Here is a 13,064-nt window from a genome sequence, read left to right on the forward strand (position 1 = left end):
TATGGTAAACTAAACTGTATCTATAAAAAATTTTAAGGAGAATGACTACATGTCTGTATCATTTGAAAACACAGCCACTAACCGTGGTGTGGTGACATTCACTATCGGTCAAGATAAAATTCAACCAGCTTTGGATCAAGCATTTAACAAGGTTAAAAAGAATTTGAACGCTCCAGGCTTCCGTAAAGGACACATGCCTCGTGCCGTATTTAACCAAAAATTTGGTGAAGAAGCTCTTTACGACGATGCTTTGAATGCAATTCTTCCAGCAGCTTATGAAGCAGCGATTGCTGAACTTGGTCTTGATGTTGTTGCACAACCAAAAATTGATGTAAAATCAATTGAAAAAGGTCAAGATTGGACACTTACTGCAGAAGTTGTTACAAAACCTGAAGTAAAACTTGGTGCATATAAAGATCTTGAAGTTTCAGTTGAAGCTTCTAAAGAAGTTACTGATGAAGAAGTTGATGCTAAGCTTGAAAGCGAACGCAAAAACTTGTCTGAATTGGTTGTTAAAGAAGGTGCAGCTGAAAATGGCGACACTGTTGTTATCGACTTTGTTGGTTCAGTAGACGGTGTTGAATTTGATGGTGGTAAAGGTGAAAACCACTCTCTTGAACTTGGTTCAGGTCAATTTATCCCAGGTTTCGAAGACCAATTGGTTGGAGCAAAAGCTGGTGATGAAGTAGAAGTTAAAGTAACTTTCCCAGAAGACTATCAAGCTGCTGACCTTGCAGGTAAAGCTGCTGTATTTGTTACTAAAGTTAACGAAGTTAAAGCTAAAGAAGTTCCAGCTCTTGATGATGAGTTGGCTAAAGATCTTGACGATGAAGTTGAAACTCTTGATGAGTTGAAAGCTAAATACCGTAAAGAACTTGAAGCAGCTAAAGAAATCGCATTTGATGACGCTGTTGAAGGTGCTGCACTTGATTTGGCTGTTGAAAACGCTGAAATCGTTGAATTGCCAGCAGAAATGGTTGAAGACGAAGTTCACCGTGCTATGAACGAATTCATGGGCAACATGCAACGTCAAGGTATCTCTCCTGAAATGTACTTCCAAATCACTGGTACAACTCAAGAAGATCTTCACAAACAATATGAAGCTGACGCTGACAAACGTGTGAAAACTAACCTTGTTATCGAAGCTGTTGCTGCTGCTGAAGGATTCGACGCTACAGAAGAAGAAATCCAAAAAGAAATTAACGATCTTGCAGCTGAGTACAACATGGAAGTATCACAAGTTTCTGCACTTCTTTCACCTGAAATGCTTAAACACGATATCACTATGAAGAAAGCTGTTGAAGTTATCACAAGCACAGCAAAAGTTAAATAATATGACTAAAATCAAGTTTCTGTTGAGACTTGATTTTTTCTTCTATAAATGCTTTGACTATTGACTCTTTTTAGCGTAAAATAAAAGGTAGCGAAAAATTGATTGCTGAGCTATTTCTGATAGAAACTAGCTTGAGTAAGAATGAAGGAGAACCACTTTGGAACTAGACGTATTTGCTGGACAAGAAAAAAGTGAATTATCAATGATTGAAGTGGCCCGTGCTATCTTAGAAACACGTGGTCGTGATAATGAAATGTATTTCAATGATTTGGTCAATGAAATTCAAAATTACTTAGAAAAATCGGATGCTGATATCCGCAATGCTTTGCCATTCTTTTATTCAGATTTGAATACGGATGGAAGTTTCATTCCACTAGGTGATAACAAATGGGGCTTGCGTTCATGGTATGCAATTGATGAAATCGATGAAGAGGTCATCACATTGGAAGATACTGATGAAAATGCACCAAAACGTAAGAACAAGAAAGTTAATGCCTTCATGGATGGTGATGAAGATGCCATCGATTATAATGACGATGATCCAGAAGACGAGAACTTTACACCTGATTCTGATAGTCTTGAATATGACGACGATAGCGAAGATGATGAGAAAGCCGAAGTGGAATCTTATGACTCTGAGTTGAATGAAATTATTCCAGATGATGATTTGGATGATGTTGAGTTGTCAGAAGAAGATGATGACGATGACTATGAGGATGAGTCAAACGACTAAGTTTTCATTGACAAATGGTCTTGGATAGTTTAGACTATTTATCGGGCACCTCTTTTGAAGAGGTCATGATTAAGGCTCCCAGAGTAAAACTCTTGGGGGTCATTTTTGTTTTTAGTCATTTACTGGACTTGTCTAAGGTGAGGTACTTTGTACGGCACCCATCAGGTACTAGGAAAGGACTATCGTGATTATCTGAGTGGGTAACCAATCTGCTATCTGTAGTTGTTTTGAATTATATTATAAGGAGTTAACATGACAAAATATATTTTCGTCACTGGTGGTGTGGTATCTTCAATTGGTAAAGGGATTGTAGCTGCAAGTCTTGGGCGTTTGCTTAAGAACCGTGGTCTTAAGGTTACGATTCAAAAATTTGATCCTTACATCAATATTGACCCAGGAACAATGAGTCCTTACCAACACGGTGAAGTTTATGTCACTGATGATGGTACTGAAACTGACCTTGACCTTGGTCACTACGAACGTTTTATTGATATCAATCTTAATAAATACTCTAACGTGACTACTGGTAAGATTTATAGCGAAGTTTTGCGTAAGGAACGTAAAGGAGAGTATCTTGGTGCGACTGTTCAGGTGATTCCGCATATCACAGATGCTTTGAAAGACAAGATTAAGCGCGCAGCGACAACAACTGATTCAGATGTCATTATCACTGAAGTTGGTGGTACGGTTGGTGATATTGAAAGTCTTCCATTCCTTGAAGCTCTTCGTCAAATGAAGGCTGATGTGGGCTCTGACAACGTTATGTATATCCACACAACGCTTCTTCCTTATTTGAAGGCTGCTGGTGAAATGAAGACAAAGCCAACGCAACACTCTGTTAAGGAATTGCGTGGTTTGGGTATCCAACCAAATATGTTGGTTATTCGTACAGAACAACCTGCTGGTCAAGGAATCAAGAATAAATTAGCTCAGTTCTGTGATGTTGCACCTGAGGCTGTTATCGAATCACTCGACGTGGAACATATCTATCAAGTGCCACTTAATATGCAGGCTCAAGGTATGGATCAAATCGTTTGTGATCATTTGAAACTGGATGCTCCAGCTGCAGATATGACAGAGTGGTCTGCTATGGTTGATAAGGTGCTTAACCTTAAGAAAACAACTAAAATTGCTCTTGTTGGTAAGTATGTGGAGCTTCACGATGCTTACTTGTCAGTAGTTGAGGCACTTAAACACTCAGGTTTGGCAAATGATACTGCCATTGATATTGACTGGGTCAATGCTAATGATTTGACTGCTGAAAATGTTGCTTCTCGTTTGGCTGATGCTGATGGTATTATTGTTCCTGGTGGTTTCGGTCAACGTGGTACTGAAGGTAAGATTCAAGCTATTCGTTATGCACGTGAGAATGATGTGCCAATGTTGGGTGTCTGTCTCGGTATGCAATTGACATGTATTGAGTTTGCTCGCCACATTCTTCACTTGGATGGCGCTAATTCAGCTGAGCTTGATCCAAACACAAAATATCCAATTATCGATATTATGCGTGATCAAATTGACATTGAAGACATGGGTGGTACTCTTCGTCTTGGTCTTTACCCATGTAAGTTGAAACCAGGTTCTAAGGCAGCTGCAGCTTATGGCAACCAAGAAGTTGTTCAACGTCGTCACCGTCACCGTTATGAATTTAATACTAAGTTCCGTGAACAGTTTGAGGCTGAGGGCTTTGTATTCTCAGGTGTGTCACCAGATAATCGTTTGATGGAAGTTGTAGAACTCCCAGACAAGAAATTCTTTGTGGCAGCGCAATACCACCCAGAATATCATAGCCGTCCAAACCATGCGGAAGAACTTTACAGTGCCTTTGTGACAGCAGCAGTTGAAAATGCTAAATAATTATCTAAGACAGAGTGGGATAGCCTACTCTGTTTTTTATTAGTTCCTTTTATGCTAAAATAAAGGGAATAATAAGAAAGAACGAGGAAAACAAATGGCTAAATTTGGCTTTTTGTCAGTATTAGAAGAAGAACTGGATAAGCACTTGGACTATGATTTTGCTATGGACTGGGATAAAAAGAATCATGCTGTGGAAGTAACGTTTATCCTGGAAGCGCAAAACAGTAGCAATGTCGAGACTATTGATGATAAGGGTGAAGTGTCTGATGAAGATGTCATTTTTGAGGATTACGTGCTCTTTTACAATCCAGCAAAATCACGTTTTGATGAAGAGGACTACCTAGTGACAATTCCATATGAACCTAAGAAAGGTCTATCTCGTGAGTTTTTGTCCTATTTTGCGGAGACCTTGAATGAGGTGGCAACAGAAGGATTGAGTGACTTGATGGATTTTCTATCTGATGATGGACCTGAGGAATTCGGTTTGGTTTGGGACAAAGAAGCTTTCGAAAAAGGGAAAGCTCAACTTGAAGAGAAGGAATTTTTTGCTTATCCAAGGTATTAAAGGGAGCGAAAAGGGATGGATGCTTATTTAAAAGATCAGTTCGATTTTACAGGTGTTAAGGCTGCCTTACTCGTAGAGCAAAGTATTTTGGTCATTCTCAGAGATAATAAGCCAGATATTCCTTGGCCAAATACATGGGAGTTGCCAGGTGGCGGAAGAGAAGGTCAAGAAACACCACTTGAGTGTCTTCAACGCGAAGTCTGGGAGGAGCTGGGATTGGCTCTGAAAGAGGAATCGATTATTTGGTCGAAAATCTATCCTAGTATGTTGGATAAAAATAGGTTAGCTGTTTTTGTGGTTGGCAAAATTAGCCAAGAGCAGTATCGTGAGATTCGTTTTGGTGACGAGGGGCAGGAATTTAAACTAATGCCTATAGAGGATTTTATAAAAGCAGAAGGCGTCATTCCCCAGTTGCAGGAACGCTTTAAAGACTATTTAGTAGGAAAGGAAATGGAGAAATAAATGGACAAATGGCAAGAATTAACGATTGAAGTTAATCGTGAGGTCGAAGAAGCGGCTTCTAATATTTTAATTGAGTCTGGGAGCCAAGGTGTGGCTATTGATGATAGTGCAGATTATTTGGAAAATGCGGACCGTTTTGGGGAACTTTATCCTGAGGTTGAGCAGGTTGAAACGGTTAAAATTACGGCTTATTATCCGGAATCAGCAGATATCGAGGCCATTACTAAGCAGGTCAATGAGCGTTTGGCTGAGTTGACAGATTTTGGTCTTGAAACAGGAGATATTCACTTGGCTACTCAAGAATTGGTTGAAGAGGATTGGGCTGAGAATTGGAAAAAATACTATGAACCAGCACGAATTACCCATGATTTGACCATCGTACCGTCATGGACGGATTATGAAGCATCAGAGGGGGAAAAGATCATTAAGTTGGATCCTGGTATGGCCTTTGGGACAGGAACACATCCAACAACTAAGATGAGCCTCTTTGCCTTGGAACAGGTGCTTCGTGGTGGTGAGAGGGTGATTGATGTGGGAACTGGTTCAGGAGTCCTCTCGATTGCCAGCTCTCTGCTTGGTGCCAAGGAAATCTACGCTTATGACCTTGATGATGTGGCGGTTCGAGTGGCACAGGAAAACATTGATATGAATCCTGATATGGAAAATATCCACGTTGCTGCGGGAGATCTTTTGAAGGGTGTGACGCAAGAAGCTGATGTTATCGTGGCTAATATTTTAGCGGATATTCTTATCCATTTGACGGAAGATGCCTACCGTTTGGTTAAGGATGAAGGTTACTTGATTATGTCAGGTATTATTTCTGAAAAATGGGATATGGTGCGTGAATCGGCTGAGAAAGCAGGTTTCTTCCTAGAAACTCACATGGTTCAGGGAGAGTGGAATGCTTGTGTTTTCAAGAAGACAGATGATATTTCAGGTGTGATTGGAGGCTAAATGCAACAGTATTTTATAAAGGGGAAGGTTGAAAATCCAGTAATCATCAAAGACAAGGATACTGTGAAGCATATGTTTAACGTTATGCGTTTAACAGAAGATGATCAGGTGGTTTTGGTTTTTGAAGATGGTATCAAGCGTCTTGCGCGTGTGACTGACCGTGAGAATCACGTCTTTGAAGTGATTGAAGACTTAAATGATAATGTCGAGATGCCTGTATCTGTAACCATTGCCTCAGGTTTTCCCAAGGGAGATAAACTGGAGTTGGTGACACAAAAGGCAACAGAGCTTGGAGCTCAGGCTATTTGGGCCTTCCCTGCCGACTGGTCTGTGGTTAAGTGGGATGGTAAGAAGCTAGCCAAGAAGGAAGATAAACTTGCCAAGATTGGTCTAGGAGCTGCAGAACAATCCAAGCGTAATCGTGTTCCAGAAGTCAGATTGTTCGAGAAAAAAGGGGAATTTCTATCAGAATTAGATAATTTTGATAAGATTTTTATCGCCTATGAGGAAACAGCCAAAGCAGGTGAGTTGGCTACTCTAGCTCGTGAGTTGGCTCAGGTAGAGAATGGTCAGAAAATTCTCTTTATCTTTGGACCAGAAGGTGGTATTTCTCCGTCTGAGATTGACGCCTTTGAAGAAGCTGGTGGCCTTAAAATTGGCCTTGGACCACGTATTATGCGGACGGAAACCGCTCCTCTCTACGCTTTGAGTAGTGTCAGTTATGCCTTGGAATTGAATCAATAAGAGAAAGTTGGCCTTGTTCCAACTTTTTTTGTATTTGACACTTTTAAGCTAAGATTGCATCGTGCCATTAGTTTTGTATGACAAATCAAGCATTTCTAAAAAAGTTGATAATCTTATTTAGATTTAATATAATTGTACTATCTTTATAAAAGGGGAAGATTTTTAATGAAAACGAATCGTTATGTGACTCAATCGGCTGTGGTTTTGGGCCTCTTTGCTCTCTTGACTGTGCCACAAGTCCTAGGTCATGCTGATGAGGCAACCGCACCAGTACCAACTACTTCAACTGAAAGTGTGACAGATAGTGGAGCTGCTACCGTATCAGGACAAGGAACTTCGGGAACAGCTGTTCAAGGAGGAACAGAGACTGTATCTCCTACATCAACAACAGTAGCGACAAATGCGTCCGCAGAGTCATCACCTACCACTTCAACGACCCAAGCAAGTCAAGAAGCCAGTGCTGTTTTGACGAATGCCAATCAGGTGACACCAGCGGTGCCAGTACAGGCTGAAACTGTTACAGAGCCTGCTCATGAGGGGCAGACCGTTGATATGCAGATTTTGTCAACAACAGACCTTCATACCAACTTGGTTAACTATGATTATTATCAAGATAAGCCGTCTCAAACAGTTGGTTTGTCTAAAACTGCTGTCCTTATCAAAAAAGCCCGTGAAACTAATCCCAATACGGTCTTAGTGGACAGTGGGGATACGATTCAGGGAACTCCTTTTGGGACTTATAAGGCTTTGATTGACCCTGTTGCCCAAGGTGAGACTCACCCTATGTACAAAGCCTTTGAGATGCTGGGCTACGATGCCGAAACACTTGGAAACCACGAGTTTAACTATGGTCTAGAATTTTTGGATCGTATGGTTAAGGCTGCTAAGATTAACATTATCAATGCCAATGTGCGTAATGCTCAGACAGGTGACTACTATTACAACCCTTATAAGATTGTTAACAAGACCTTTACTGATACAGATGGCAAACAGGTAACGCTAAAAATCGGTATTACAGGTGTCCTTCCAACACAGATTTTGGTTTGGGATAAGGCCAATCTTGAAGGTAAGGTAACTGTTGACGATCCAATGGAGGCTGTTAAGGCTATCGTTCCTAAGATGAAGGCTGCAGGAGCTGACTTTATCCTTGTTGCTGCTCACTCTGGTATTGGTGACAATGAATACACTAAGAATGAGGAAAATGAAGGTTACCAAATTGCTGGTATCGAAGGTGTTGATGCTGTTGCGACAGGGCATTCTCATGCGGATTTCCCAAATGGGGATGGTACAAGTTTTTATGCGAAATACCCTGGTGTAGATGATGTCAATGGTCTCATCAATGGGAAACCTGTGGTTATGGCTGGTAAATTCGGAGATCATCTAGGCATCATGGATGTCAAATTGACTTACACGGATGGTAAATGGAAAGTTGTTAACAGTAAGGCCAAGCTTGAAAAGATTGATACTAAGTCAGATGTTGCGGACAAGGACTTAATTAATATGGCTGCTCATGACCATAATGGAACAATCAACTATGTTCGTAAGGAAGTTGGTGAGACTACTGCACCAATTACTAGCTATTTTGCTCAGGTTCAGGACGATCCATCTATTCAAATCGTTAATAATGCACAACTATGGTATGCTAAAAAACAAGTAGCGGGAACAGCAGATGAAAAACTCCCAATCCTCTCAGCAGCGGCACCTTTCAAGGCGGGGACTCGTGGGGATGCGACCTACTATACCGATATTCCAGCAGGACCATTAGCCATTAAGAATGTCGCAGACCTCTACCTCTACGACAATGTTACTGCCCTACTCAAGGTGACTGGTGCACAAATAAAAGAATGGTTGGAAATGTCTGCAGGACAGTTCAATCAAATTGATCCTAATAGCAAAGAGCCACAACAACTCATTAATAGTAGCTATCGCTCATACAATTACGATGTGATTGATGGGGTGACTTATAAGTTTGATTTGACACAACCTAACAAATACGATCGTGAAGGTAAGTTGGTTAACCCAGATGCTAGTCGTGTTCGTGACTTGACTTATCAAGGTAAACCCATTGATTTGAATCAGACTTTCCTTGTTGTGACTAACAACTATCGTGCGACTGGTAATTTCCCTGGTGTTAAGGATGCTGCAGAAAAACGTCTCCTCAATCTTGAGAATCGTCAGGCAATCATTGATTATATCGTTAGTGAGAAAACGATTAACCCAACTGCTGATGGAAATTGGAGTTTCGTTCCTAATATTACGAATGCAGATATCCGTTTTGCCTCATCTGACAATGCACGTGCCCACCTTGCTGGTCAGGATGCCATTAGTTATGTAGGACCATCAACACAAGCAGGATTTGCAGAGTACCGCTTGGTTGTTAAGGAAAAGGCAAATCAAGTTGAGGATACGACTAAGAAAGAATCTGAGAAGTCACCAAAAGGTGTTGAGATGGCAGACCAAACTAAGCATGTGAAACCAAATGCTACTGCAGTTGCTAGCATGGCTAAACCTGCTTCAGCTATCCAATTGTCAAACGCTCAAGTCGTTATCTTACCTCAAGCTCAAGTGCAAGAAACTCAAGGTTCAAGTTCAGTTAAGGCCTTGCCAAACACTGGTTCAGACGAATCTATGTCAGCAACTTTAGCTGGTATGGTTCTTATGACCTTGGCTGGATTCTTTGGAATCAAAAAACACGAAAAAAATTAAGCAAAGGAAAAAGCCCTGACAGGGGCTTTTTTGCTGTAGTTTTAGCGTTGGTTAAAGTTCTTCTGTGCTTCTAGAATAATAGGTGCCAGACGTTCGATATCAGACTGTGTGCCACGAAGCTCAAAGTCTCCCAACATAGGGAAGCCAAAACGTTGACTGTATTGTTTGGCGGTTAGGCAGTACTGGTTATTGAAGTTACGGTTACCAGAACCGATGATACCAAAGCAACGTTTGTGGTTATCATGGGCTGCGATAAAATCTCCCAGTGGATTGGTTAGGATTTCGACATCTCCATTGTCCACGCCATTTCCACCTTCAAGGTAGGTTGGCAAGAGTGCGACAAAGGGTTCATCTACTTGGAAGGTTTCATGATTAAGCTCTTTAATATTGATTTGGCGACATTCAATCCCGTGGTTGAGGGATAGGTAGTCAGACATACGTTTGACAAAGCTTTGGGTATTGCCACTTAGACTAATATAAACGAGGGTAAGTTGAGACATAAGCGTCCTCTTTCTATCTATATCTTGTGTTTGCTCAATCATTCTAACACAAGATGTTGTGCTTTTCAAGTTGGCTCCTTGCAGTTAATAATTGCCTATCTAGCTCTTTTTCTTTACTTGTAAAAGTGATAAAATAAAGGTTATTAAAAGAAGCGAAGGAAGAAATCATGGCTAAAGATAAAAATGTAACAGGAGAAGAAATTTTAGACATTTGCTCGGCCTACATGTCAGCAGATGATTTGAAATTAGTTGAAAAAGCCTGGCATTATGCGACAGATGCTCATAGTGGGCAATCTCGTCAGTCAGGAGAACCTTATATTATTCACCCTATTCAAGTGGCAGGTATCCTGGCAGACCTTCATCTTGATGCAGTGACAGTAGCCTGTGGTTTCTTACACGATGTCGTTGAAGACACCGAAAAAACGCTCGATGATTTGGAAATGGATTTTGGTACGGATGTACGAAATATCGTAGATGGTGTTACTAAGCTTGGTAAGGTTGAGTACAAGTCCCACGAGGAGCAGTTGGCTGAAAACCACCGTAAGATGCTTATGGCCATGTCTAAGGATATCCGTGTCATCTTGGTTAAATTGGCCGACCGTTTACACAATATGCGTACCCTAAAGCATCTTCGTAAGGATAAGCAAGAGCGCATTTCTCGTGAAACCATGGAAATCTATGCTCCTTTGGCTCACCGTCTGGGTATCAGTCGTATCAAATGGGAATTGGAAGATATGTCCTTCCGTTACCTTAATGAGGTGGAATTCTACAAGATTTCTCACATGATGAAGGAAAAACGTCGTGAGCGTGAGGAACTTGTGGACGAGATTGTCGATAAAATTAAGACCTACACAGCTGAACAAGGACTTGTTGGTGATGTTTATGGTCGTCCAAAGCATATCTACTCTATTTATCGTAAGATGCGCGACAAGAAAAAGCGCTTCGATCAAATTTATGATTTGATTGCCATCCGTTGTGTCATGGAGACGCACAGTGATGTTTATGCCATGTTGGGATACATTCATGAGCTCTGGCGTCCGATGCCTGGCCGTTTCAAAGACTATATTGCCAATCCTAAATCCAATGGTTACCAGTCTATCCATACAACGGTTTATGGACCAAAAGGACCTATTGAAATCCAAATCCGTACCAAGGAAATGCACCAAGTTGCCGAATACGGGGTTGCAGCTCACTGGGCTTACAAGAAAGGGATCAAGGGCAAGGTAGATTCAAAAGAGTCCGCTTTGGGAATGAACTGGATTAAAGATCTTGTTGAACTTCAAGATGCCTCAAATGGTGATGCTATGGGATTTGTAGACTCTGTTAAAGAGGATATCTTCTCAGAGCGTATTTATGTCTTTACGCCGAATGGTGCTGTTCAGGAATTGCCTAAAGATTCAGGACCTATTGACTTTGCCTATGCTATCCATACCCAAGTTGGAGAGAAGGCTACAGGTGCTAAGGTTAATGGCCGTATGGTTCCCTTGACTGCCAAACTTAAGACAGGTGATGTGGTTGAGATTGTCACTAATGCCAATTCTTTTGGTCCTAGTCGTGACTGGATTAAGATGGTCAAGACAACTAAGGCCAGAAATAAAATTCGACAATTCTTTAAGAATCAGGATAAGGAAGCTTCTATCACCAAAGGTCGTGAGCTTTTGATTGCCTACTTCCAAGAGCATGGCTATATTGCCAATAAATACCTAGACAAGAAACATATTGAGGAAATTCTCCCTCGTATGAGTGTGCGTAGTGAAGAAGCTCTCTATGCTGCTGTTGGCTTTGGCGAAATTAGTGCTGCTGCTGTTTTCAATCGTCTGACAGAAAAAGAACGCCGTGAGGAAGAGCGTGCTAAGGCAAAAGCTGAAGCTGAAGAGCTAATGAACGGTGGCGAGGTTAAGACTGAGAAGAAAGAAGTTCTTAAGGTTAAGAGTGAAAATGGAGTCATCATTCAAGGTGCCTCTGGTCTCCTCATGCGTATCGCTAAGTGCTGTAACCCAGTACCTGGAGATGAGATTGAAGGTTACATCACCAAGGGCCGTGGAATTGCTATTCATCGTTCAGATTGTAATAATATCAAGAGTCAAGAAGGTTATGAACAACGTTTAATCGAAGTGGAGTGGGATGAACGTAATGCCAATAAATCTTATTTGGCAGAGATTGACATCTATGGCCTTAACCGTTCTGGTCTGTTGAATGATGTTCTCCAAATCTTGTCAAATACGACCAAGAGCATCGCTACGGTCAATGCGCAACCGACTAAGGACATGAAGTTTGCCAATATTCACGTTAGCTTTGAAATTGCAAACCTTATTGAATTGACTGGTCTAGTGGATAAGATTAAAATTATCCCTGATGTTTACAGTGTTAAACGTACGAATGGGTAAGGAGTTACTGCGATGAAGATTGTGATTCAGCGCGTGCAAAGTGCCTCTGTGGTTATTGAGGATTCTACGGTTGGTGCTATTAATCAGGGGCTCTTACTCTTGGTCGGAGTTGGTCCAGAGGATACCAAAGAGGACCTAGAGTATGCAGTTCGTAAGATTGTCAATATGCGTATTTTTTCAGATGAAGATGGTAAGATGAATCTTTCTGTTAAGGATATTGATGGCCAGATTTTGTCGATTTCTCAGTTTACGCTTTTTGCAGATACGAAAAAAGGGAATAGACCAGCATTTACGGGAGCTGCAAAGCCTGACATGGCTAGCCAGTTCTATGACGATTTCAACCAATCCTTGTCAACACATGTTCCTGTAGAAAGAGGACGCTTTGGTGCAGATATGCAGGTTAGTCTGGTCAATGACGGCCCTGTGACCATTATTTTAGATACCAAAAATCGATAAAACATTTCTCGCCTTGTGTGAGAGGTGGTTTTTTAACTCTCATCGTATGGGCAATTTAGGTGCTCGATTTTCATTATTTGAGATTTATTTTTGTTATTTTAAGTAGGCTTAACCAAGTGAATGTTTAATGAAATTAGAAAATGTTGTTCTCAAATTTCTGAAAAAACCGACCATTCATGATGAAAAAATTACCGTTTACGAGGATTGCCGGAAATTCCCTTGTCTTACAAAAAAGATTAAGTTAACATTAGTTTCATAAGAAACACCAAGCGATTTTTATGAAACTAAAAAATAACTCGAGTTTACAGCATGCAAATACAAATAGTGATAATTTGAAACGCCGAGGTGATTTAAACTTTTTTAGAGG

General features: G+C 40.9%; 11 protein-coding genes. 10 read left to right on the forward strand and 1 reads right to left on the reverse strand.

The annotated features are described in order from the left end of the window. The first annotated feature begins 49 nt into the window (after positions 1 to 49). From tig to ACWPVZ_RS00735, 8 genes are all read left to right on the forward strand, one after another. Positions 50 to 1,333: a trigger factor gene (tig, locus tag ACWPVZ_RS00700; protein ID WP_037598880.1), complete on the forward strand. Its 1,284-nt coding sequence runs from the start codon at positions 50 to 52 to the stop codon at positions 1,331 to 1,333. A gap of 157 nt (positions 1,334 to 1,490) precedes the next feature. After that, positions 1,491 to 2,066 (forward strand): DNA-directed RNA polymerase subunit delta, encoded by a 576-nt coding sequence (gene rpoE, locus ACWPVZ_RS00705; protein WP_002885605.1) that lies wholly within the window; start codon positions 1,491 to 1,493, stop codon positions 2,064 to 2,066. Between the two features lie 252 nt (positions 2,067 to 2,318). Then, positions 2,319 to 3,923 carry a CTP synthase gene (locus tag ACWPVZ_RS00710; RefSeq protein ID WP_002889723.1) on the forward strand — a complete coding sequence of 535 codons (1,605 nt, stop codon included), beginning with the start codon at positions 2,319 to 2,321 and terminating at the stop codon, positions 3,921 to 3,923. Positions 3,924 to 4,017: 94 nt separating this feature from the next. Next, positions 4,018 to 4,488, forward strand: a complete 471-nt coding sequence (locus tag ACWPVZ_RS00715) for a DUF3013 family protein (RefSeq protein ID WP_037598883.1) — start codon at positions 4,018 to 4,020, stop codon at positions 4,486 to 4,488. Between the two features lie 15 nt (positions 4,489 to 4,503). Next, positions 4,504 to 4,950, forward strand: coding sequence for an NUDIX hydrolase (locus ACWPVZ_RS00720; protein WP_414341036.1), 447 nt, complete (start codon positions 4,504 to 4,506; stop codon positions 4,948 to 4,950). Next, positions 4,951 to 5,904: a 50S ribosomal protein L11 methyltransferase gene (gene prmA, locus ACWPVZ_RS00725; RefSeq protein ID WP_414341037.1), complete on the forward strand. Its 954-nt coding sequence runs from the start codon at positions 4,951 to 4,953 to the stop codon at positions 5,902 to 5,904. It abuts the gene before it with no gap. Then, positions 5,905 to 6,648, forward strand: a complete 744-nt coding sequence (locus tag ACWPVZ_RS00730) for a 16S rRNA (uracil(1498)-N(3))-methyltransferase (protein WP_414341038.1) — start codon at positions 5,905 to 5,907, stop codon at positions 6,646 to 6,648. Between the two features lie 165 nt (positions 6,649 to 6,813). Next, positions 6,814 to 9,354 carry a bifunctional 2',3'-cyclic-nucleotide 2'-phosphodiesterase/3'-nucleotidase gene (locus ACWPVZ_RS00735; RefSeq protein ID WP_414341039.1) on the forward strand — a complete coding sequence of 847 codons (2,541 nt, stop codon included), beginning with the start codon at positions 6,814 to 6,816 and terminating at the stop codon, positions 9,352 to 9,354. A 41-nt stretch (positions 9,355 to 9,395) separates the two neighbouring features. Here the strand turns inward: ACWPVZ_RS00735 and nrdI are convergent, their stop codons facing one another. Beyond that, the gene (gene nrdI, locus ACWPVZ_RS00740; RefSeq protein ID WP_022496522.1) at positions 9,396 to 9,854 is read right to left on the reverse strand and encodes a class Ib ribonucleoside-diphosphate reductase assembly flavoprotein NrdI; all 459 of its coding nucleotides are present in this window, start codon (positions 9,852 to 9,854) and stop codon (positions 9,396 to 9,398) included. A 167-nt stretch (positions 9,855 to 10,021) separates the two neighbouring features. Here nrdI and ACWPVZ_RS00745 point away from each other — a divergent pair, with 167 nt between their 5' ends. Together ACWPVZ_RS00745 and dtd are read left to right on the forward strand one after the other, a co-directional pair. After that, entirely contained in the window at positions 10,022 to 12,241 is a 2,220-nt protein-coding gene (locus ACWPVZ_RS00745; protein ID WP_414341040.1) for a RelA/SpoT family protein, read from the forward strand. A gap of 12 nt (positions 12,242 to 12,253) precedes the next feature. Continuing rightward, a complete protein-coding gene (dtd, locus tag ACWPVZ_RS00750; protein ID WP_414341041.1) occupies positions 12,254 to 12,697 on the forward strand; it encodes a D-aminoacyl-tRNA deacylase in 444 nt (147 codons plus the stop codon). The last annotated feature ends 367 nt before the right edge of the window (positions 12,698 to 13,064 follow it).

It is taken from the genome of Streptococcus sp. Marseille-Q6379, from assembly GCF_965119505.1.

Excerpts from the sequence above, each read along its gene's own strand:
- ACWPVZ_RS00735 (WP_414341039.1), top strand. The coding sequence starts at position 6,814 with ATGAAAACGAATCGTTATGTGACTCAATCGGCTGTGGTTTTGGGCCTC.
- ACWPVZ_RS00730 (WP_414341038.1), top strand. The coding sequence starts at position 5,905 with ATGCAACAGTATTTTATAAAGGGGAAGGTTGAAAATCCAGTAATCATC.
- nrdI (WP_022496522.1), bottom strand. The coding sequence starts at position 9,854 with ATGTCTCAACTTACCCTCGTTTATATTAGTCTAAGTGGCAATACCCAA.
- dtd (WP_414341041.1), top strand. The coding sequence starts at position 12,254 with ATGAAGATTGTGATTCAGCGCGTGCAAAGTGCCTCTGTGGTTATTGAG.
- prmA (WP_414341037.1), top strand. The coding sequence starts at position 4,951 with ATGGACAAATGGCAAGAATTAACGATTGAAGTTAATCGTGAGGTCGAA.
- ACWPVZ_RS00745 (WP_414341040.1), top strand. The coding sequence starts at position 10,022 with ATGGCTAAAGATAAAAATGTAACAGGAGAAGAAATTTTAGACATTTGC.
- ACWPVZ_RS00720 (WP_414341036.1), top strand. The coding sequence starts at position 4,504 with ATGGATGCTTATTTAAAAGATCAGTTCGATTTTACAGGTGTTAAGGCT.
- tig (WP_037598880.1), top strand. The coding sequence starts at position 50 with ATGTCTGTATCATTTGAAAACACAGCCACTAACCGTGGTGTGGTGACA.
- ACWPVZ_RS00715 (WP_037598883.1), top strand. The coding sequence starts at position 4,018 with ATGGCTAAATTTGGCTTTTTGTCAGTATTAGAAGAAGAACTGGATAAG.
- ACWPVZ_RS00710 (WP_002889723.1), top strand. The coding sequence starts at position 2,319 with ATGACAAAATATATTTTCGTCACTGGTGGTGTGGTATCTTCAATTGGT.